The organism is Paenibacillus sp. NPDC058177, assembly GCF_042883835.1.
GTDB classification, from domain to species: Bacteria; Bacillota; Bacilli; order Paenibacillales; family Paenibacillaceae; genus Paenibacillus_AQ; species Paenibacillus_AQ agri.
In genome coordinates, this window is sequence record NZ_JBHVVB010000007.1 from 253,272 (window position 1) to 275,202 (window position 21,931).

General features: G+C 50.3%; 21 protein-coding genes. 12 read left to right on the top strand and 9 right to left on the bottom strand.

The window, feature by feature from the left end; genetic code table 11:
- The first annotated feature begins 72 nt into the window (after positions 1–72).
- From ACFVU8_RS24690 to ACFVU8_RS24705, 4 genes are read left to right on the top strand one after another with little or no spacing between them, the layout of a single operon-like run.
- The gene (locus ACFVU8_RS24690; RefSeq protein ID WP_387430815.1) at positions 73–1,125 is read left to right on the top strand and encodes an ABC transporter substrate-binding protein; all 1,053 of its coding nucleotides are present in this window, start codon (positions 73–75) and stop codon (positions 1,123–1,125) included.
- 37 nt (positions 1,126–1,162) lie between these two features.
- A complete protein-coding gene (locus ACFVU8_RS24695) occupies positions 1,163–1,456 on the top strand; it encodes an MTH1187 family thiamine-binding protein (protein WP_066374901.1) in 294 nt (97 codons plus the stop codon).
- Positions 1,453–2,214 carry an ABC transporter permease gene (locus ACFVU8_RS24700; protein WP_387430818.1) on the top strand — a complete coding sequence of 254 codons (762 nt, stop codon included), beginning with the start codon at positions 1,453–1,455 and terminating at the stop codon, positions 2,212–2,214. Before ACFVU8_RS24695 ends, ACFVU8_RS24700 begins: the two co-directional genes overlap by 4 nt.
- Before the next feature lie 18 nt (positions 2,215–2,232).
- Positions 2,233–3,087 (top strand): ABC transporter ATP-binding protein, encoded by an 855-nt coding sequence (locus ACFVU8_RS24705; protein WP_387430820.1) that lies wholly within the window; start codon positions 2,233–2,235, stop codon positions 3,085–3,087.
- 653 nt (positions 3,088–3,740) lie between these two features.
- On the opposite strand, the gene ACFVU8_RS24710 is transcribed toward ACFVU8_RS24705, so the two are convergent.
- The 6 genes from ACFVU8_RS24710 to ACFVU8_RS24735 form a co-directional block, all read right to left on the bottom strand.
- Positions 3,741–4,343 carry a response regulator transcription factor gene (locus ACFVU8_RS24710; protein ID WP_379467120.1) on the bottom strand — a complete coding sequence of 201 codons (603 nt, stop codon included), beginning with the start codon at positions 4,341–4,343 and terminating at the stop codon, positions 3,741–3,743.
- The gene (locus ACFVU8_RS24715; RefSeq protein WP_483875058.1) at positions 4,340–5,491 is read right to left on the bottom strand and encodes a sensor histidine kinase; all 1,152 of its coding nucleotides are present in this window, start codon (positions 5,489–5,491) and stop codon (positions 4,340–4,342) included. The genes ACFVU8_RS24710 and ACFVU8_RS24715 overlap by 4 nt, the downstream gene beginning before the upstream one ends.
- 6 nt (positions 5,492–5,497) lie before the next feature.
- Complete coding sequence (locus ACFVU8_RS24720) at positions 5,498–6,232, bottom strand: ABC transporter permease (RefSeq protein WP_387430825.1); 735 nt, start codon at positions 6,230–6,232, stop codon at positions 5,498–5,500.
- Between the two features lie 2 nt (positions 6,233–6,234).
- A complete protein-coding gene (locus ACFVU8_RS24725) occupies positions 6,235–7,143 on the bottom strand; it encodes an ABC transporter ATP-binding protein (protein ID WP_387430827.1) in 909 nt (302 codons plus the stop codon).
- Between the two features lie 354 nt (positions 7,144–7,497).
- Entirely contained in the window at positions 7,498–8,253 is a 756-nt protein-coding gene (gene nfsA, locus ACFVU8_RS24730; RefSeq protein WP_387430829.1) for an oxygen-insensitive NADPH nitroreductase, read from the bottom strand.
- A 104-nt stretch (positions 8,254–8,357) separates the two neighbouring features.
- The gene (locus tag ACFVU8_RS24735) at positions 8,358–9,701 is read right to left on the bottom strand and encodes an aminotransferase-like domain-containing protein (protein ID WP_387430831.1); all 1,344 of its coding nucleotides are present in this window, start codon (positions 9,699–9,701) and stop codon (positions 8,358–8,360) included.
- Positions 9,702–9,927: 226 nt separating this feature from the next.
- Here ACFVU8_RS24735 and ACFVU8_RS24740 point away from each other — a divergent pair, with 226 nt between their 5' ends.
- Positions 9,928–10,884, top strand: coding sequence for a DMT family transporter (locus ACFVU8_RS24740; protein ID WP_387430834.1), 957 nt, complete (start codon positions 9,928–9,930; stop codon positions 10,882–10,884).
- A gap of 191 nt (positions 10,885–11,075) precedes the next feature.
- On the opposite strand, the gene ACFVU8_RS24745 is transcribed toward ACFVU8_RS24740, so the two are convergent.
- From ACFVU8_RS24745 to ACFVU8_RS24755, 3 genes are all read right to left on the bottom strand, one after another.
- A complete protein-coding gene (locus ACFVU8_RS24745; protein WP_387430836.1) occupies positions 11,076–13,532 on the bottom strand; it encodes a heavy metal translocating P-type ATPase in 2,457 nt (818 codons plus the stop codon).
- A 118-nt stretch (positions 13,533–13,650) separates the two neighbouring features.
- A complete protein-coding gene (gene copZ / locus ACFVU8_RS24750; protein ID WP_379467112.1) occupies positions 13,651–13,851 on the bottom strand; it encodes a copper chaperone CopZ in 201 nt (66 codons plus the stop codon).
- A 16-nt stretch (positions 13,852–13,867) separates the two neighbouring features.
- Positions 13,868–14,146, bottom strand: coding sequence for a metal-sensitive transcriptional regulator (locus ACFVU8_RS24755; protein ID WP_387430885.1), 279 nt, complete (start codon positions 14,144–14,146; stop codon positions 13,868–13,870).
- A 360-nt stretch (positions 14,147–14,506) separates the two neighbouring features.
- On the opposite strand from ACFVU8_RS24755, the gene ACFVU8_RS24760 reads away from it, so the two are divergent.
- The 7 genes from ACFVU8_RS24760 (at position 14,507) to ACFVU8_RS24790 (ending at position 21,881) form a co-directional block, all read left to right on the top strand.
- Positions 14,507–16,378, top strand: coding sequence for a bifunctional diguanylate cyclase/phosphohydrolase (locus ACFVU8_RS24760; protein ID WP_387430839.1), 1,872 nt, complete (start codon positions 14,507–14,509; stop codon positions 16,376–16,378).
- 197 nt (positions 16,379–16,575) lie between these two features.
- Positions 16,576–18,096 (top strand): MDR family MFS transporter, encoded by a 1,521-nt coding sequence (locus ACFVU8_RS24765; RefSeq protein WP_387430841.1) that lies wholly within the window; start codon positions 16,576–16,578, stop codon positions 18,094–18,096.
- Positions 18,097–18,099: 3 nt separating this feature from the next.
- Positions 18,100–18,666 (top strand): PadR family transcriptional regulator, encoded by a 567-nt coding sequence (locus ACFVU8_RS24770; RefSeq protein ID WP_387430844.1) that lies wholly within the window; start codon positions 18,100–18,102, stop codon positions 18,664–18,666.
- A 138-nt stretch (positions 18,667–18,804) separates the two neighbouring features.
- On the top strand, positions 18,805–19,023 hold the full coding sequence (locus ACFVU8_RS24775; RefSeq protein WP_387430846.1) for a hypothetical protein: 219 nt from the start codon (positions 18,805–18,807) through the stop codon (positions 19,021–19,023).
- A gap of 353 nt (positions 19,024–19,376) precedes the next feature.
- Complete coding sequence (locus ACFVU8_RS24780; protein ID WP_387430848.1) at positions 19,377–20,603, top strand: hypothetical protein; 1,227 nt, start codon at positions 19,377–19,379, stop codon at positions 20,601–20,603.
- A 3-nt stretch (positions 20,604–20,606) separates the two neighbouring features.
- Positions 20,607–21,194 carry a signal peptidase I SipW gene (gene sipW, locus ACFVU8_RS24785; RefSeq protein WP_379467107.1) on the top strand — a complete coding sequence of 196 codons (588 nt, stop codon included), beginning with the start codon at positions 20,607–20,609 and terminating at the stop codon, positions 21,192–21,194.
- A gap of 93 nt (positions 21,195–21,287) precedes the next feature.
- Entirely contained in the window at positions 21,288–21,881 is a 594-nt protein-coding gene (locus tag ACFVU8_RS24790; RefSeq protein ID WP_066374966.1) for a TasA family protein, read from the top strand.
- The last annotated feature ends 50 nt before the right edge of the window (positions 21,882–21,931 follow it).

Here is a 21,931-nt window from a genome sequence, read left to right on the forward strand (position 1 = left end):
GAAGACGGGGAATTCGCCGGATTTGACGCAGTCACTGCGGAGGAACGGTACCAAAAGGAGAGAGAGAAGAAAATGGGAGTCAAGAAACTGCTTATACTGGGCCTGACCTGTCTGCTCGTTATCGCCATTGCCGGATGCGGCAGCAATAACTCTGCCGAAGGCAACAAGGAAGCCGGCAAGACAAACACCGGAGCCTCTGCCGGGGAGTCAGGCACGCCGCAAGAACTGACCAAAGTCAAGATCGCGCTCGACTGGACACCGAACACGAACCACACGGGGGTGTATGTTGCAAGAGATCTTGGGTATTACAAAGAAGAGGGACTGGATGTTGAGATTGTGCAGCCCGGAGCAGCTGGTGCGGACACGATGGTTACTTCTGGTGAAGCCGCTTTTGGTATCGGATATCAGGAAGGCCTGACTTTGGCCCGTCTGCAAGGCGTACCGCTGGTCTCGCTTGCCGCGATCATTCAGCATAATACGTCTGGTTTTGCGGCCCCGAAGAGCAAGGGGATTACCTCTCCGAAGGATTTTGAAGGAAAAACATATGGAGGTTGGGGTTCTCCAGTCGAAGAAGCAGCACTCAAAGCTATCATGGACCCGGAAGGTGCCGATGTCAAAAAGGTAAAGATCATCAATATGGGCGAAGCCGACTTTTTTACAGCTGTGAAGCGGGATATTGATTTCGCCTGGATTTTCTATGCCTGGACCGGTATTGAAGCTGAACTGCGCGGGGAACCCATCGACATGCTCTATGTAAAGGACTACGCTCCACAGCTCGATTATTATACACCTGTGCTGACCACCAGCGAGAAAGAGATCACCGAGCATCCCGAGATCGTCAAAGCCTTCGTTAAAGCGACCTCTAAAGGCTACAAATACGCCATCGAGCATCCAGAGGATGCCGCGAACATTCTGATCAAAGCCGTCCCTGATCTCGATCCGAAACTTGTGATGGCCAGTCAGAAATGGCTCAGTCCAAAATATCAGGATGATGCGCCGCGCTGGGGCGAACAAAAGGCTGAGGTCTGGAAGAACTATGCCGACTGGATGTATGGCCTTAAGCTGCTTGAGAAACCAGTAGATACCACCAAGGCGTTTACGAATGATTTCCTGCCTGCACAATAATTCAAACATTACTGATAATCGAAAGGATGAATCAACCATGGCGAACACACTGCTAAGCATTCAAGTTATCCCTAAAACCCCTAACAATGAGGATTCCATCCCTTATGTCGATAAAGCGATCGAGGTCATTCAGAAGTCCGGTGTGAAGCATCAGGTGAATCCGCTCGAAACGACAATGGAAGGCGAACTGAACGACCTGCTAGAAGTCGTGCGCGAGATGCATGAAGCACTGGTCCAAGCCGGCAGCCCGAGCGTGATCTCCCAGATCAAAATCGCCCACAATCCGAACGGAATCAGCATGGACAAACTGACGGAGAAATATCGCCCGTGAGATCGTCCTGGAAGCAGATATGGCCGCCCATTGTGGCGGTCGTCTTCTTTTTAGCGGTATGGCAGCTAGCGGTATCCTTTTTTGATATTGAAAAATGGATTCTGCCCAGTCCCCGAGATATCGGTCATGAATTTGCAGGTAATCCAGCTGGCATCTGGGACCATACGCTGGCTACGCTGAAGCTGACGCTGATCGGCTTTCCCATCGGTACTGGTGTGGGGCTTGTGGTAGCGCTGCTGCTGCACCTGATGCCTTGGGCGAAGCGTGCTTTTTACCCGCTGCTGATTCTGAGCCAGAACGTGCCTTCCATCGCCCTAGGTCCCTTGCTTGTCATCTGGTTCGGCTTCGGACTGCTACCCAAGATGGTGCTGATTACGCTGGTCTGCTTCTTCCCTGTCGCCGTGGCCGCCATGGGCGGGCTGGCACAGAGCGACCGGGTGATGCTGAATTATATGAAAATGGCGGGGGCGAGCAAGTGGCAGATTTTCACCAAGCTGGAGCTGCCTCATTCTCTGCCCGCGATCTTCTCCGGGGTTAAAATCTCAGCCACCTATGCTGTCATGGGGGCCGTGGTTGCCGAATGGATCGGCGCCGACAAGGGGATCGGGTATTATATGCAATTGCAAAAATCAGCCTACCGTACCGACCGGATGTTCGTTGCCATCGTCATTGTTGTCTTGCTGAGTTTGGTGCTCTTCGCTATTATCGCCTTACTGGAAAAATGGCTGGTGCGCTGGAAGCCGCGCCGCAACCCTTAGAAAGGAGGGATTCCCGAAATGTCTCAACTCACACATACACCACCGCATGAGCTGGTGAAAAACGAGATTAGAACTAGCGCTGCCGGACTGCACGGATTGCCGCCTGCGCTGGAAATCAGCGCCGTGTCCAAGACCTTCACCCAGCGCCGTAACTCTACTCCTGTATTAAACAATGTCTCACTAAAGGTGGATCAACAAGAATTCGTGACCATTCTCGGCCCTTCCGGCTGCGGCAAAAGCACGCTGTTCCATATCATCGGCGGCCTGGAGCAGCCGGACAGTGGAACAGTCAGCATGAATGGGAAAATCGTTACCGGCCAGCGCGGGGAAATCAGCTATATGCCGCAGCAGCCTGCGCTCTTTCCCTGGCGGACCATCGAGGACAATGTCCTCCTGTCCCAAGAGATCAAAGGCGCTGCCCGCGGCGGCAGCCGCGAAGAAGCACGTCAGTGGCTGGCCAAGGTCGGCCTCGCCGGCTTTGAGCGGGCATACCCGCATATGTTATCGGGCGGTATGCAGCAGCGCGCGGCATTTCTCCGGGCGCTGCTTGCACCGCAGGAGCTGATGCTCCTGGATGAGCCATTCAGTGCGCTGGATGCCCTGACCCGCAGTGAAATGCAGCGCTGGCTGCTGGAGCTATGGGAGGAGAACCGCCGCTCCGTGTTGTTCATCACCCACAACATTGAAGAGGCGCTGCTCCTCTCGAATCGTATCTACGTTTTCTCCGGTCGTCCTGGCCAGGTTCTGCACACGGTAGATGTGCCGTTCCCACGCCCGCGCCGCGAGGAGATTGCGGATACGCCAGAATTCCTCGCGCTGAAGCGTCAGCTCTCGCAGTGGATGCGTGAGGAGCAGGCCAAGAGTCGAGTATAAAATAAACCCAGTTCCGCACACAAAGGCGAAACTGGGTTTATTTTAGGATAGAGAGACCAGAAGACTCGTTAATTACCCATCTATTGTACCTGAACCAGTCCGTTGCACGCTCCCGCAAAGTTCTCTTTCGATAGGACAGCTAGCACTGGATCATAGACTCTCTCTCGACAGATTTCAACCACTAGAAGCGGTGTAGCCCCCTTCGCCAGTCCTCTTAACAGTAAAAAAGAGGGATCTCCCCTCAATTAACAGCATTTTTGTACCTTATTTTCCTTTAATAAAGACAAATGAGGGACATAAGGGCATTATTGCATCTTATTTTTCCAAAAACCATACTATATGGTCTATTCTGGAATATTTAAGGTACAATATTGCACTTAATCTCCACTAACCCCTAGCTGCAGAGGATTTAAGATACGAAAATGCCGCTAATTACACTGCGATCCTTCTCATATAGCTCCTGATTCGCTAATAAGTCAGAACACAACACATTACATCTAACATCTCTGCACAAATCCAAAACTTTGAAGATCATTTGAAGAATGATCTCAAACAGATTTATCGGCTAAGAAATATGTTAACTCACACTGGAATCAAAGATGAAAACTTTATTTATTAGAAGCGACTTATTTTTAATAGGAATAATCCTAACACTAAATCCAGCCCTTCTCCTCAGCAATTCTTACCGCTTCAATTCTACTCTTCACTTCAAGCTTGTTCAGAATCTCGGAAATATAATTGCGGACTGTGCCATAAGAAAGATGCAATGTAGCCGCGATCTCGCCTGCCGTCTGACCTCCCCCGGCCAGCTTCAGAATCTCACGCTCTCTGGAGGTCAGCGGATTCTCCTCCCGCAAGCTTCCAAAGACCAACTCCGGGGATACTTCCTTATGCCCCAGCATGACTTGGCGGATGGCACCCGCGATCTTCTCAACAGGCTCGTCCTTGAGCAGGTAGCCTTGTATATCCGCCTTCACACCCCGTTCAAAATAACCCGGCCGGGCAAAGGTTGTCAGGATTATTACTCGGGTTCGGGAGCCCTTCTTCTTCAATAATTCAGCAACTTCCAACCCGCTCATTCGCGGCATTTCAATATCCATTAGACAGACATCCGGCTGAAGCTTCTCGATCTGGGCCAGCGCCTCCGCGCCGTCCCCCGCCTCTCCGACCACCTCAATATCGTCCTCCAGGTCCAGCAGGGAAGCCATGGCGCCGCGCAGCAGGCGCTGATCCTCCGCGATTATGATTCTTATCATGCAGTCTCCCCGTCCTTTCGTTCTTTGACCACTAAGGGAATCATTACAGTCAGCACTGTACCCTTGCTTCCGTCGGCATTAATGGTCAACGAGCCATCAATTAGGGACAGGCGTTCATTCATTCCCTTCAGGCCATTGCCCTCTCTGAATCCAGCATCTGCGATACCCTGACCGTGCAATCCATGCCCGTTGTCCCGGATCATGATTCTCACTTGTCCCTCACTCTTCACAATACTGATAACACATTTATTGGCCCCGCTGTGCCGCACAATGTTGGTGACAGCCTCTTTGATACAGAGGCTGAGTATATTCTGATTGAGATCGGATACTTCCCCAAGGGAAATATCCCCCTCAATCTCCAGGGCAATCTCCGCCGTCCGCAGCATCTCCCCGGCCTCAGTTAACTCCTCGGCCACCGTGATAGCCCGCATCTCGGAGACCAGTTCACGCACCTGCCGCAGCGCGGCACGGGAAGTGCGCTGGATCTCCCGCGCTTCGGCCTCTGCGCGGTCCGTATCCTTGGACACGAGTTTTTCAACTAACTGGCTCTTCAGGGTAATCAGTGAGAGCGTATGACCCAGCGTATCATGCAAGTCGCGGGCGATACGCATGCGTTCTTCACGTTTAACCAGTTCTTTAATGACCTCGTTGGCCTCGTCCAGTTCCCGCTCCAGATGTCGGCGGCGGAACATAGAACGTATCCCAAAAGGCGAAATCAGCATGATTATAATGAATGGAAGTAGAAACAATAACTCCGTACCTTCTATCGTCTTAAGTCCCCAACCCACAAGGAATAACTCCTGTACCACGAAGATGGAATAGATGATATTGAATTTCCGATTATCACTATACCAGCTGACAAAATTGGCTGTGAAGAAACCTAGATACACGTTTTGGGGACTGTAAAATAGACAAAGCAGTAAAATCAGCAGCATTTGCAAGGCCAGCCACAAAGTAAATGCCCGGCCTTGAGCCCAATACAGCTGGCGATAAGTTACAGCGAACAAGCCCACCATGGCATAGCCCACCGCCAGCTTGATTCCGGTATATTCTTGCATATTCAAAATCGGCAGGATCATATAAACCACCCAAATGAATGGGAAGATGCCTAACTTTTTAGGAAATAACCGGAACTGCCACTGCCTCATTGTCTTTTACACCGCTTCCTGTTGTTTGCGAATATACACCGATAGTAACATAAATACAGCGAGATAACCGAGCAGAATCAGGATATTACTCCATTCCGGATGCGAGCCCTGCACAATCTGCCAGGCGCCGTTTCCATAGTTGTAGGAAGGCAACCAGACTCCGATCTTCTGCATCAGACGCGGCAAGATTTCCAGCGGCATCCACATGCCACCGGTTATAGCAAGGGCCATATAGACGGCGTTGCTGACACCACTGGCCGTATCGACCCGTTTCATCGAACCCACCAGCGTCCCCATCGCGAGGAACGGCAGGGAGCCTACCAGTAGCCACAATCCACAGAGCAACCACTGAGCGGCAGACAGCGAGACCCCGTTAATGAGATAGCCTGCCGCAAAAATGCAGATGATCGAGAAGAGGTGCATCATCGTTTGACCGAACATTTTGCCCAAAAAGTACACATATCCTGGCAGCGGAGTAATGCGGATAAAGGTCGTCCAGCCCTGTGAACGCTCCTGCACGAGACGAATCCCCAGCGTCATGATCGCTGATCCCATCACACTAAAGGCCGCCATCGACATGAGATAATGTGCTGCCCAGGTTGGATCGCTATCGCCCGTGTTCACGACTCTAGTGAAAATAAAATAGAACATGATCGGCATGAGCAGCGACCAGAATACATAGTAGGGGTTGCGCACAATCCGCAGCATTTCTGCTTTGCACTGCATCGTTAGGCTTCTCATCGTTAAACTGCCCCCTCTTGGTTCATTGTAAGCTGTTCAAAGGCTTCATCCAGCCGTCCCTGATCAATACGTACATCCTTCACCGGCAGACCCGCCGTAAAAATATCCCGCAAAGCCTCATCCGTGTCTTCTGTAGTCACGAAAATTCGTCCGTCCTTATAGTAACAGCCGTCTATGGAAGGCAGAGCCAGCAACTGCTGCTGAAGATCCAGTCCATCAGCCGGCTCTAAAAAAGACAGCGAACGCTTCACGATTCTCGCCTTGATCTCATCCGGACTGCCGTCTGCCGCCAGGCTTCCCCGATTGAAGAGCAGAATCCGGTCAGCGATATCCTCCGCTTCCGGCAGATAATGAGTGGTGAACAGGATCGTCTTCCCCTGTTCTGCCAACCCACGCACCTTCTCCCAGAACCGCCGCCGGGCGGTAATATCCAGCCCGACCGTCGGCTCATCGAAGAACAGCAGCTCCGGATCTCCAGCAAGTGCAAGCGCGAAGCCGAGACTACGCTTCTGGCCGCCCGACAGCTTCTCGGCGTATCGGTTTAGATCTGCCGGGTCAAGACCTGTTGCCTCTACCAGTAACTTCTGCTCCATGGGGTACTGATAGTAGCTTGAGATCAGACTAATGATCTCCTTTACCTTCAGGCGGTCCATGACACTAACCTCTTGCAGCATGGAACCCGTCTTCTCGCGCACTGACTTGTCTTTGGGATGCTGCCCAAAGATGGTTACGGATCCTTCAGTGGGCTCCAGCAGACCCAGCATCATCAGAATGGCTGTGGTCTTGCCTGCTCCATTTGGCCCCAGAATGGCGGTAATCGAACCTTTGTATATTTTAAAGCTAATGTTGTCTACCGCCTTTTTCCCCTTGAATACTTTGCTGACGCCGTTCATTGCAATCACTGTCTCCATGTCCTGCTCCCTCCCGTAATCCGTTGCGTTCTGCTCCATGTATCTAATATTAATGTCAAAAAGAAGATGACATTAGTATGGAGTGTCACTGCTTTAAGTTGACAATTGTCACCCGTATGTCGAGATCAACTTCCACAATTTCATTTATTTGGATAATACCACTTTCCTTTTATTATAGATGTACAAAATTTCCCATTAAAAAATCCCCCGATTGAAGCCTACGCTCCCGGGGGATGTTCTCTGGATTTCTGATTGCTCGCTAATTGCCACATTAATCACTTCTACAAGAACTATCTTTGGTTCGTTATAGATTCGCTATAATTCCCCTGTAGCTTCCTTGCATATGAATCCGGATTATCTACGTAAGAAGCCTTTCGCCTGCAAAAAGTCTTTCAATTGCATACGAGCGGGCTCTGAGATTCGTTTTGCCATCATTGCAGACCAAGGTGTGTCATTCGCGCCTCCAGTCCGTTCACGCATGTATACCCGACTCTCTTCATCGTAAGCTTTGGCCTGCTCCAGAGTTGTCGCTGCATCATAGCCGTTGCGATGCAACACAGCCTGAAGCGGCAAGCGCGGACGCAGCCCTGCCCTTGCTGCCGGATAACCGACGCACATCCCGAATACAGGGTAGACCAAATCTGGAAGACCCAGCAACTCCGACACCTCGGCAATCTTACTGCGGATACCCCCGATATAGACGATGCCTAGCCCCAGCGACTCTGCCGCTACAGCTGCATTTTGCGCGGCGAGGGCCACATCAACGGTAGCAACGATCAGATTCTCCGTGGTGTCCTCATATGTGGGACTGTCTGCCACCAGATGCGGCGTGGATGCTTCCCGCAGACGATACAGATCCGCACACCAGACCAAAAAGACAGGAGCCTGCTCGATATAGGCTTGATTTCCGGCTAATGCGGCTAGCTGGCTTCTCAATCCAGGATCGGTCACTGAGATGACGCTGTACGCCTGAACATTGCTGGAGGTGGAGGCCATCTGGGCTGCACCGATGATAGCCGCAAGCTGCTCTTCGCTAACAGGTGTATCCTTATACTGACGGACCGATCCATGTCGGTTCAACAGCTCCAGGGTTTCATTATTTGGTTTCATAACTTATTCGCCTCTCTTTTTCCGAAATTGGCTTCTCATGCAAGCCTGCCTCTATATTATTAGCATACATTCCCACACAAATAAAAATATATAGAGCAGGCAATCTACCACCTACCCGTGCGCTTAACCTCCTCGATAATCACCTTAATGCCTTCGTCAATCTGATCGAGCCGGGCACGTGAAATGCTAATCCGTATAAATTTCTCTCGCTCCTGATAATCGGATAAATAGAACCCCCTGCCGGACACAACGCTAATCTTTCTCTCTTTCAGACGTTTAAGCAGACGATCCAGGTTCATCGTTCCCGGCAGCTTCAACTGCACGTAGACACCGGAACTACCGGGAGACACCTCAATCAAACCTTCTGTATTATGTCGTTCAAGGGCCGCATACAGAGCATGCATTCTCTCCGCATACAGGTCTTTTATTTTGTGCTTGTGGTGCTCATACATCCCATTCTTGATGTAGATCTCAAGTGCCGCCTGAGACAAAAGGGAAGTGTCCGTATATCCTTTATGTGCGCGGAAGGCCTCCAGCAAGACTTCTGGTAATACCACTGCACCCAGTCTGAGGCCAGGGAAGATGATCTTGGAGAAGCTTTTTAAATAAATGACGTGTGAAGTCTGATCATACGCATAGATGGGATCAAAACGCCGCTCTGCACCCAGGTCAGCCATATAATCATCCTCAACAATATAAACATCGTATTTGGCAGCCAATCCGGCGATGGTTCTCCGTTCCTCTGCGCTATAGGAGGTTCCGAGTGGATTTTGATACCTGGGCATAGTATAGAAAAATTTCACATCCCCGCTCCTGAACCGCTCCTCCAGCTCCTGCAGATTCATTCCCGTCGCCGAACGAGCGATTCCGCTGACTGGCAGGCCCTCACCCTCCAAATAACGCAGATAGATGTCATAGCCGGGCTGTTCGACGAGAATTTGTGTCCCTCCGCCTGGAAATGGCATCTTGGCCAGAATTTCGAGCGCCTGCTGGATGCCAGAGGTGATGATGATCCGCTCCGCTTTGGCAAACACCTGATATTCAGCCAAATGAGATACCAAAGTATGACGCAGCGTCCCCCATCCCAAAACATCACTGTAGGTGAACAGGTGATACTTGTAGATATCAATCGCTTTGTTGAGACAATGCTGAAAATCCAAATACGGAAACACGTTCAGGTCGGGCGAAGCAGAAGCAAAATCCAGAGTCTCATGGCCAGTGGAAGGCTCCAGGTCTTCAGGTTTCTCCACCATGTAATATCCGCTCTGCGGAATAGAATATACCGTGTGTTTTCTTTCGAGCTCACCGTATGCCCTCAGAACAGTGCTGACACTGCAGTTGTAGAATGTTGCGGCACTTCGCACGGAGGGCAGCTTTTGCCCAGGGCTGTATTTGCCCTCCCGGATTTGGTATTCCATATCAGCTAAAACGGAATGATACTTTTTCATATTGCCCCCCTGTACAGCCTTCGTCACACTCCAAAAGTGAAATCCGAGATCTTATAAATTCATATTAACACCATTCTTCTCCATTCATTATAAACGAATCCATAAACTGTACCGGTACAGTCATGAAAAACTGGCATTGTAGCCCCGCGTAAATTCTTTTAATTTTAAACTAACAAACAGAGGCGGATACACGATCCCGCCTTGTTATAGAAAGGGAGATGCAACCATGCAACAAAAAGGTCTTAAATTGGCATATATTCTCGCCGTACTCAATGCGGCTATTATCGGATTCTCATTCTTGTTCACCAAAGTAGCGCTCGGCCACGCCGGACCGCTCGATACCCTGACCTTCCGCTTCGCTGCTTCCTTCCTGGTGATGTCGATCCCGGTCGCCTTCGGCTGGGTCAAAATCTCCTACCGCGGCAAACCCATTTTTAAAGCACTACTACTGGCATCCATGTACCCGCTCGGGTTCTTCACGCTTCAAGTGTTCGGACTCCAGCACGCCACCTCGGCCGAGGGAGGGATTCTCTACGCTTTTACACCGGTAGTGACGATGATTATCGCTTCGATCTTCTTGAAAGAAACGACGACACTCTTGCAGAAGCTATGTATTTTCCTGTCCGTGTTCGGCGTGGTGTTCATCTTTGTGATGAAAGGAAGCAGTATTAATCTGGCCAATATGACCGGAATTGTGCTGCTATTCCTGACTTGTATCGCTTTTGCTGGGTACAGCGTTTTGGCCCGTTCACTCACGAAGCACTTCAGCCCTGCTGAAATCAGCTACTTGATGATGGGAATTGGCTTCGCCACCTTCCTGATTATTTCGGTAACCGGGCATGTCAGCAACGGAACGATGGGCGAGTTCTTCAAGCCACTGAGCAGCGGCACGTTTGTCTTATCGGCGCTCTATTTAGGTGTTATCGCATCACTTGTCACTACATTGGCCTCTAACTATATCTTGTCCAAAATCGAAGCTTCCCTCATGAGCGTGTTCGCCAATCTCTCCACAATTGTTTCGCTTGCAGCCGGAGCGATTTTTCTGGGCGAAGAAATCACGGTTTATCACTGGATCGGATCGGCTCTGATCATCGCAGGCGTTATTGGTACGAACCGTCTCGGTCGGAAAAAAGCTGTCGCTATTCCCGCCAATGTACCATTGTCTAAATCAGCAAAATTATGATCCATACCATAGTGGCGTATAATCGTCACTTCGATCCTGCCATATAAGCTGAACTTACGAATCAGTAAGGTACTGTTCTATATATATTAAAAAAAGTCGCAGATGCCTAATAAGGCACCTGCGACTTTTTATTAATGCTGTCTATGGATGTAAAGGTTTCTCCTATCAACAGAAATCAAAACTATATTGCTTTACAGCTTCACCCGCTGCAGCCGCAGTGCGTTCAGCACAACGGATACAGAGCTGAATGCCATCGCCGCTCCCGCCAGCCATGGGGCCAGGAAGCCTAGAGCCGCAATCGGAATTCCGATTGTATTGTAGGCCAGCGCCCAAAACAGATTCTGCTTGATGTTCCGCATCGTCTTACGGCTCATCTCAATCGCATCCGGGATGCTCTTCAGATCGCCGCGCATCAGCGTGATGTCCGCGGCTTCCATCGCCACGTCCGTCCCGGTGCCGACCGCCATGCCCGTGTCGGCAGTCGCCAGCGCCGGCGCATCGTTGATGCCGTCGCCGACCATCGCCACTTTGGTCCCGCCCGCTTGCAGCTTGCGGACCTCCTCAGCCTTGCCCTCCGGCAAGACCTCGGCCAACACCTTAGTGATCCCTGCCTGCTGCGCAATGGCCTCGGCAGTGATCTTGTTGTCACCTGTAATCATGACAACCTCAATCCCCATCTTGTGCAGCGCGGCTACGGCTGCCCGCGAAGTTTCCTTAATCGTGTCGGCCACAGCGACGACCCCGACTACAGCCTTCTCGACAGCGACCAGCATCGCTGTCTTCCCTTCCTGCTCCAGCCCTGTCATAATTGCCGTCCAGGGCGCAATATCCAGACCTTCCTCTTCCATCATCCGGCGCGTACCAACCCTCACCGCTTTTGCATTCACCACAGCCGCTATACCCCGGCCCGGTATATTATTGAATTGTCCCGCTTCCGGCAAGGTCAGCCCTCTGTCTACAGCTCCGGCGACAATTGCCTCCGCAAGCGGATGCTCCGACAGCTTTTCCGCAGCCGCGGTCAACGCCAACAGCTCATTCTCGGCTGCTGCGTTGTCATTCCCCGCAACACCTGCGGTAACGATAACATCCGTCAGCACAGGTTTGCCGTTGGTTACAGTCCCTGTCTTATCCAAAACAACGACCTGAATAGCTTGTGCACCTTCCAAATGCTCGCCGCCCTTAAACAGAATACCCAGTTCCGCTGCACGGCCCGAGCCTGCCATGATTGAGGTTGGCGTTGCCAGCCCCAAGGCACACGGACAGGCAATCACCAGCACCGCGATTGCTTTCTCCAGCGCTTCCGCGAACTGACCAGGGGCAACCCCGAAATACCAGATCAGGAAGGTCAAGACTGCAATCCCGACCACAATCGGTACGAAAATACCGGATATGACATCAGCAATCCGTTGGATAGGCGCTTTGGAGCCCTGTGCTTCTTCTACGACTCGGATAATCTGTGCAAGTGCAGTGTCCCGGCCTACCCGGCTTGCTTTCACCCGCAGCATTCCGTTCTTGTTAATCGTTGCACCAATTACAGTATCCCCCGGCTTCTTTTCCACCGGGATACTCTCGCCAGTCAACATAGATTCGTCCACTGATGACAGACCCTCTACAACCTCGCCATCCACTGGCACTTTCGTGCCCGGTTTGACCAGTACGATATCGCCAGGAACTACCTCTTCCACTGGGATGCTGATTTCGGCACCATTCCGAATAACGAGCGCGGTCTTCGCCTGCAAGCCCATAAGACTCTTGATAGCATCCGAAGAGCGGCCCTTGGCAAGCGCCTCGAACCACTTCCCGACCAGAATCAACGTGATTAGAACCGCACTCGTCTCGTAGTACATTTCCACCGTATGATCCATGCCCGACATGTTAAGCGAATCAATCGTCAGGTACAAGCTGTAGAAATAGGCTGCCGAGGTTCCAAGTGCCACCAGCACGTCCATGTTGGCACTGCCATTACGCAACGCCTTATAAGCGCCGACGTAGAACTGCCAGCCAATAATGAACTGGACCGGAGTAGCCAGAATCAGTTGGAACCACGGATTCATGAATAGATCCGGGGTAGGAATCCAGGTGGTGAAGGAAAAATGTCCAGCCATAGCCCATAAGAGCGGCAAGGACAAAATCGCGGAGATGATCCACTTGTTCCGCTTGTGCTTAATCTCCGCTCCCCGCCGGTCAACATTCTCTTTACGATCCTGCTTGAGCGTAGCTTTATATCCGATGCCGCTGACCTTCTCCATGATCTCACGGGTCCCAATATCACCAGGAATGTATTCAACATGCGCGGTTTCCAGCGCCAGATTCACATTCACCGAAGCAATCCCCGGCATCTTGCCCAGCACCTTCTCTATACGTGCCGAACAGGCCGCACAGGTCATGCCCGAGATATCAAAATCGGCGGATTCTTTTACAGTATCATAGCCTAATGCACGTATCTTCTCTTCGATCTCCGGCAGTCCGGCCACCTTTGGATCAAAGCCTACTGTAGCTTGCTCCAGCGCTAAATTAACATTTGCCCGGGAGACTCCCTCCATCTTGGACAACCCTTTCTCAATCCGGGTTGCGCAAGCCGAACAGGTCATTCCTGTAATTTGCAGAGTCGTCTGCTTCTCTTCCTGTGCCGCTGCGGTATTCCCCATCTTCTCCACCCCTCTTTATACCCCAAGGGGGTATAATTATCTTCAAAAGAAAAGGCGTTGGCGCCTTGGGAACCAAAGAAGGTCCGCACCGCTCCAAGCCTTATTACTGTGCTTCAAGTTAAACTACATCATACCCTTGATCTTCGATAGCTTCCTTGATCGCGCTGAGGCTTACCTTATTCTCATCGAATTCAACAGCTACAGTCTTCGCTGGCAAATCTACTTTCGCAGAGGCACCAAGGCTCGATACGGCCTTCTCTACAGAATTCACACAGTGACCGCAAGACATTCCTTCAACATTAAGTACAGCATTTGACATGATAATTCCTCCTTAATTATTTCATTAATTTATTCACAGTCACCAGCAGTTCATCGATGACCTCATGCTCACCGGCTTCGATCCGCTCGATAATGCAGCTCTTCATATGGCCTTCGAGCAGCAGCCGTCCCACACTGTTGAGAGCCGATTGGACTGCGGCCAGTTGATTAAGTACATCATCACAATAGGTATCACGGTCAATCATTCCTTTGATTCCGCGAACCTGGCCTTCAATTCGGTTGAGTCGCGTGGTCAGTAAGTTCTTGAAATCCGCAGAGTGATGACTCTTACGCACGCCGGAATCAGACGTCCCGCATTCATCGTCGCAGGAATGCCCTGCCCGTTCTTTGTCATTGACAGACACATGCATCAACCTCCTTGAATTCAATATAATATACCCCCCATGGGTATGTCAAGATGAATCAGAGAAAATTAACTCACCACATCTTTCACGTTTAACGATGTTGAAAATGAGTAAAATTAATTGTTTTTTGTTATAAAATAGCAGGAATTCAGCATATGGAAGCGAATTCAATTAGAATTATACCCTTGTTTTTCCAGTACTATCCTTTACATCCTCGTACCTAGAAAATTTGGGGAATTTCCCTTACACTAATGAAACATCATGACATTGCTCGAGAGGAGAGGGTCTACCTTGCCCAACCGCACATTAATTTTGTTCAGGCGAAATATAGGCCAGTTGTATGCACTGATCATATGCATGGCCGGTTTTGGCCTCTTTGCCATCTATAATCAGGCTGCCTTTCTGCAGTATACCGCTTCAGGCTGGGTCTGGATTTGCGCCATGTCGGCAGCTGTGGTCATTCTTACTGTATTCACCTTCCAGCTTCCTCCACAGGGAAATGGTTTGTCCCTGGATTCTTCGGTTTATCTGGCCTGTATCTTCCTTTTCGGCCCTTCATTCTCATTGACGGTACTGCTGCTCTCTTCCCTGATTTCTTTCTTCCTGGAGCGGAATAAGGTTTGGTGGAAGCAGCTCAATAATTTTGCCGTCTATTCCATCATGATCTGTACGTCCTCACTAATCTTTGCGATATTTGGCGGGGAGGAAGGTCCTCTAGTGAGCCATCACTTGTACGCCTACGCCGCAAGTATGGCTGTATATTTTATCCTAAATACGCTCTTGATTGGACTTTATTATTACGTGGTTTTCCACGAAAATCTGTACGAAACGCTCAAAGGAATGCTGAGAGATACCCTCCTGGCCTATCTTAGTACGCTGGTGCTTTCACTTGTGTTGACTATTCTGGTATCCCATAACGAATTTGTTGGGCTGGCACTATTTCTATGTCTAAGCGTTCTGCTGTCCTATTCATTCAAGCAATTGTTCGCGATGTACCGCAGCATTGAGGAACGCGCCAACCGGGATCAGCGTACAGGCTTGTTCAACCACAGCTATTTCGAGACGGCGCTGGAAGAGGCTATGCGCAAGTCTAAGGCTGATGGCTCCGCACTCTCCCTGGCGATGATCGACATTGATGACTTCAAGAAATACAATGATCATTTCGGTCATTTGAAGGGAGATGGGCTGATCGTCTTCCTCGCAGAGCTGCTGAAAAAGGAGTCGAAGGGGACAGAGATTATCGTTTCCCGTTATGGCGGCGAGGAATTCACACTGCTCCTGCCCGCACATGATACAGTACAGGCCAAGCAGTTCATCGAACGGCTGCGCAGGACGCTTAACCGGTCCCCTTTTGAAGGTGTCGAAATTTTCCCGCAAGGTTGCCTCTCCTTCTCTGCAGGCATCGCTGGTTACAAGCCTGATGTGCACGAGAAGTCGGAGCTTGTCGAACACTCGGATCAGGCATTGTATTATGCCAAGAAGCAGGGGAAAAATCTGGTCCATATTTATGGCAACCAGTCGCCTCTGGAACGCGAGATTGATTTTAGCCAAGATGTGCGGGACATTGAGCAGCAGCTTAACCTGTTCATGTACAAGGATTTGGAAACCTTCAAGCATTCCAAGCGGGTGTTTCAATATGCCCTGGATATCAGCAGACTGCTCAATCTGGACAATCTCACCAAACGCCAGTTCACGCTGGGCGCGCTGATTCATGATATAGGAAAGCTGGAGATTCCCTGGGGCATTCTTAACAAGAAGGATAAGCTCGCGCCCGAAGAATGGGAGATGGTGAAATGGCATGTCACCTGGGGCAAAAAAATGGCGCTGACCAATGAAAAGTTCAAGGATCTGGCGCCCTACATCGAACTGCATCATGAACGATACGATGGACAAGGCTATCCTTACGGGTTCAAGGGTGAGGAAATTCCACGCCTGTGCCGGATGCTGACCATCATCGACTCTTTTGACGCTATGACTACCGAACGGGCTTACCAGCCTACAAGATCTATAGCAGAGGCCATTGTGGAGCTACGAGCCTGCGCGGGAAGCCAATTCGATCCGCAGTTAACAGAGTTCTTCATCAACTATATCGAATCCAGAGCGTTTCCATCAGAAGACATTGCTACGCAGAGGTCACTGCAAGACACTCTCTTAACCCACTAAGCCTGTAACCAGATAGCAGTATCTATAGAAGAGCACCGATTCCGGTGCTCTTTTTCTTTGATTACATTCTCCAGGCAATGCCCAGAATAATTGTAGAAGAAAATTACATATTGCCACCCTATTCAAATTTGAATATAATATCCATGTTTCCTGTATTCTGATGCCTATAATCTTATTAAAAAAAGGAGCCTGTACGCATGCATTCCAAAGAAAGTAATCTTAAACTAGTAGTTGTTGGCCTGCTGCTCGGTATATTGATGTCTGCAATGGACAATACCATAGTAGCTTCAGCGATGGGCACCATCGTTGCCGACTTGGGCGGGCTGGATAAAATCGTATGGGTCACCTCTGCTTACATGGTCATGGTCATGGCCGGCACCCCGATCTTCGGCAAGCTCTCCGATATGTATGGCCGCAAACGGTTTTTCATGTTCGGACTCATTGTCTTCCTAATAGGCTCGGCGCTGTGCGGAACGGCGACCACGATTACCCAGCTTAGTATTTACCGCGCCATTCAGGGAATCGGTGGCGGGGCACTGATGCCAATCGCCTTTACCATTGTTTTTGACATCTTCCCTCCAGAGAAAAGAGGCAAGCTCACCGGCCTGTTCGGGGCCGTTTTCGGCATCTCCAGCGTACTGGGCCCGTTGCTGGGTGCATATATCACTGATTATGTAGGCTGGCAGTGGGTATTCTACATCAACCTTCCGATCGGTGTTGTCGCCATTTTCCTGATTGCTACGTCTTACAAAGAGTCTATTACCCACTCCAAGCAGCGTATCGACTGGGGCGGAGCTTTCACACTGGTGTCAGCCATCATTTGCCTCATGTTCGCCCTGGAGCTTGGCGGCAATCAATATGCATGGGACTCTCCTGTGATCTTGGGATTGTTCGCAGGCTTCGCTGTTCTCCTGATATCATTCATTCTCATCGAGCGTGTAGCGGCAGAGCCGGTCATCTCGTTCGCCATGTTTGGTAAACGACTGTTCGCAACAAGCAGCATTACCGCCTTTTTCTACGGTTCGGCCTTTATTGTGGCAACTATTTATATCCCGATCTTCGTCCAGGGCGTATTTGGCGGTTCGGCTACCAATTCCGGGCTGATTCTGATGCCAATGATGATTGGTTCCGTTCTCGGCAGCCAAACTGGTGGTATGCTGGCGGCCAAGACCAGCTTCCGTAACATCATGATACTGTCAGCGATCTGCTTCGTAGCCGGGGTGTTCACACTGACCACCTTGTCCCCGGATACTTCTCGTCTGTTGCTCAACGTATTCATGGCCTTGACCGGCTTCGGCGTCGGCTTCTCCTTCTCGGTCCTGAGCATGGCTTCCATCCATAACTTCGGGATGCGCGAACGCGGTTCAGCTACTTCCACCAACACATTTATGCGTTCTCTGGGAATGACCCTCGGGATTACAATCTTCGGGATTATTCAGCGCAACAGCTTTACGAATAGCTTAACTGAAGCCTTCGGCGCTGGTGGCCAAACATCGGCGTTCGGTGACCCGCGTGCTGCTTTGACTCCGGAAGCCAGAGCCAAGATTCCAGCGCCGGTTCTGGAGAAAATATCAGCTGCGTTGTCCACTTCTATTGCGGATACCTTCCTGTGGGCCTTGGTGCCTGCTGTACTCGCTTTAGTCTTCGTGCTGCTGATGCCAGGTGACCGCTTGCTGATTCCAGGTAAATCGGCACAGACGGCCCCCTCCAAGAGGTAAGCCATGCCCATCAAACTTGCAGTTCTCGGCCTGCTCCTGGAACGAAACATGCATCCGTATGAGATCACGCTGGTGATGAAGGATCGCCGAATGGACCAGATTATGAAGCTGCAGATGGGATCGCTCTATTATGCTGTCGACAAGATGTCGCAAGATGGCCTGATTGAAGCGGTAGAAGTGATCAGCAGCAAGGACAGACCAGACAAGACGATCTACAGTATCACCGACAAGGGCAAGAATATATTCGAGCAGCTCATCCTGCAGCAGATCAAGAAGAATGAACCCGTCTTCCATCCGCTGTACATTCCACTCGCTCTCTCCCGCTATGTAGATCAGGGAAAGCTGGCAGAACTGCTGAATGAACGCGTTCTGAAGGCAGAACATGATGTCAATCTGGCCTATCAGATTTATGAAGAGCACATCCCCCTCGTGCCCCGTTCTGTGCTTCATGTAATGTATGGCAGATACGAGCATTGTTTAACCGAACTTAAGTGGCTTAAGCGTCTTTATGCAGATGTGCTGGCCAACAAGCTAAGCGATACCGGAACACCACTGGATACAGAGGCCTGAGGGCCTCTGTTTTTTTGTTTGCTTAATCAATTCCGCAGGATTAAATGGTTATGGATTAGTAAGATCACGGGCACACTGTCGTCATAACCCCGAAGAAGTAACCAACTCCATCATTATTAGGGGAGGGAGGGAATAGATATGAGCAATCCCAAGAAAGCGTTCGGAGGCACCAGCCTTGATAATCCCGAACAGTACCCTACAGATCAGGAAAGCCTGTTCGAGATGTTCGAAAGCGAAGCGACCGTTGACGCTATTCCGATGGAAGACCTGAATCTGGAGAGACATGAAGAGAAAGAAGATAAGGACAACACCAAGCACCGCTCTTCCAGTGAGGAGAAATACCACACAGGTTTTTGACCCAATTAGAGAACCGGCACACATTTAATGTGGCCGGTTATTTTTTTGCGTAATTAGGCATGTCATATCGTTCTTTATTAAGAATTTAATTAGAGAACAAGCGATATATAGAGGATAAATGAGATAATAAGCACTTTCGGTTCTTTATAAAGCACAAATCAAAGAAATTAACGGTTTTCTTTTTCCTAGTGCCCGTGTATGATTTGGTTATCACATTGTTCTCAATAAAGAACAAATATAGCGAACCGGTATCCCGGTAAGACATGAGAGGAGGTATTCCTCTGTATCCTAGATCAGCTCGCCAACGAAAAAGAAAAAGTAAGCGTATCGGTCTGCGAATGCTGCAATCCGGCATGGCCATATCGGTTCTTTTCCTCTATACGTCCAATCAGATCGGCAGCACTTATGGTGATTTCAACACTTCGAAGCAGCAGAATACCACAATAGAGCTGTGCAAAGTATTCCCCGGCCAGATTGAGAAACTACTGCAGGAACTAGGCGGTCACATTAAACGGATTAACGAGCTCACCGCTTCGCTTAGCACCCACTCCGTCACACTAGCTTTGGGAGGATCGGCGGCGGTCGAAGGCTTGTCGCTGGAAGAGCTGGACCATGCCGCGCAGGAGACTTCACAGCAGATTGCTTCGGCTTCCGGTGAGATCGGTGCACTGGAAGGTCAGCTTAGCTTCAATGCAGGGGTCTGGCTGGAGATTATGCAGGAGGTTGCAAGCACAGCCCGAATTCTGTCCCAGATCGGAGGGTATATGGTCAACTTCGAACCCAACTGTCTGGAAATCCGCGATGCCCAATTCTTCGAAGAGTTCCAAAATAGCCTTAGTCAAAGCAGCGTGCTGTCCGAATCTCTTGTGACTACCTTGAACGGAATTCTGAATTATCTCGTCTCGATTCATGAGATCGGTGGTTCACTTCCTCCGGAAAGTCCTGTTTCAGCCCTGCTGGAACCAAGCCTTCCAGCCTTCCTGACACAAGAGCCCATCCTGACGTTCATGGCCAGAGCCTATCTTCCCCAAGCGGAAGTCTCCACGGAATTACGATCTGCCTATGAACAGATGAATACAGAGATGAACGAGGCTAAGCGTTCTCTTGCCAGTGAGATTGACACCCTGAAGGGTCAGCAGAACCAGATCGCTGAGGCAAAAGCCAAACTGCTGGAGCAGGCCCGCAAGGAGGAAGAAGAACGCCAAGCACAGGAGAAGAAGCAGCAGGAAGAAGCTGCCGAGAAAGCCAAGGAAAAAGCAGGCAAGCCGGATAAGGATGCACCTAAGCCGGAAACGCCTCCGGCCGGGGCCCCCGATCCTGATGGCACGAACAACGGGACAGACGAACCAGTGGCATCGGCCTCTCCAGTGCCAACTGTCACTGCTGAGCCCGCCAAGCCTGTAGATTCTCTGGACGGAGAGCCAGCCCCTGTCACCACACCGGGGGAAACGCCAAGCGCACAGCCGTCTGCAGAGCCGTCACCTTCGGCAACAACTCTGCCTGTAACGAGCCCGACCCCTGCGGCAACTCCAGCACCCTCTGCTTCTCCAGAACCAGATTCCATTAAAGGCGGCGATTAAGAAATGCTTATCAAAAAAATCATTGGCAACACGATAACCACCCTGATGCTTATCGTGTTCCTGGTGGTAGTCGTAGCAGTTGTAGTCTCCAAAGCCTCCGGCGGCGAGCCTGCCTTCTTCGGTTACCAAATAAAGACGGTTCTATCGGGTTCCATGGAACCCGGGATCCATACTGGCTCCATCATTGCGCTCAAACCCGGTGGTGACATGACCCGCTTCCAGAAAGGCGATGTCATCACCTTCATGAATCCAGAAAACATTCTGATCACCCACCGTATCGTGGATGTCAGCATGAACAGTGCCATCGGCGAGGCCAGCTATACAACCAAAGGCGACAACAATAACGCCGCTGACATGTCCCCGGTCAGCTCGACCAATGTGATCGGAGAGTATACCGGCTTTACCGTTCCTTATGTTGGTTATGCCATGAACTTCGCAGTTTCTAAGGCGGGCAGCGTGCTGCTAATGATCGTGCCAGGAATTCTGCTCCTGATGTACGCGCTGTACAGTACCTGGAAAGCCATCAGCGCTCTGGAGAAGAAGAATAATTCATCTGCCGCTGCTGAGCCGCTGCCAGATACCTTACATTAATAGGATTGTAATCTCCCGTTTACGAAACGTGGAGCAACAATATACATGACGTAAAGTCAGAAACAAAAAAAAGATTGAGAGAGGGATGAATCAATGAATATTAAAAAAACACTGGGGCTGGGCGTTGTCTCAGCAGCGCTTGGATTGACTTTGGTCGGCGGAGGTACCTTCGCATATTTCAGCGATACCGCGCAGAGTACAGCTTCTTTTAACAACGGAACATTGAGCTTGGATTCTGATCCCTCTGTGATCGTGGATCTCAACAATCTCAAACCAGGTGATATTATCACCAGAGATTTCCAGCTGAAGAATAGCGGCTCACTTGATATTTCCCAAGTACTGCTGAAGACGGCAGCTCAGGTTATAGACGTGAACAATGACAATGGAACTCATAACTTGAAAGATGACATTGTAGTTACCTTCCTGGTTAATAAAGACAAGATATCTTCTCCGGTCCTGGTTAAAAAATTGTCTGAACTGGAAAGTCTGTCACCAGACCTTGTAAAAGCAGGCATCCTTGGTTCAGTGTTCGGCGAAAAATCAGGGATCAAAGCAGGAACTCTAGATAAGCTGTCCGTTCAGTTTGCCTTTGTCGACAACTTCCAGCCGCAGAACTACTACCAGGGCGACAGCCTGAAATTGAATTGGACCTTCGAAGCTAAACAAGGTGCTGGCGAATATAAATAAGCCGTCCGGTCCAAATTCAGCACCTATTATGTCTACCATTTTATTAACCA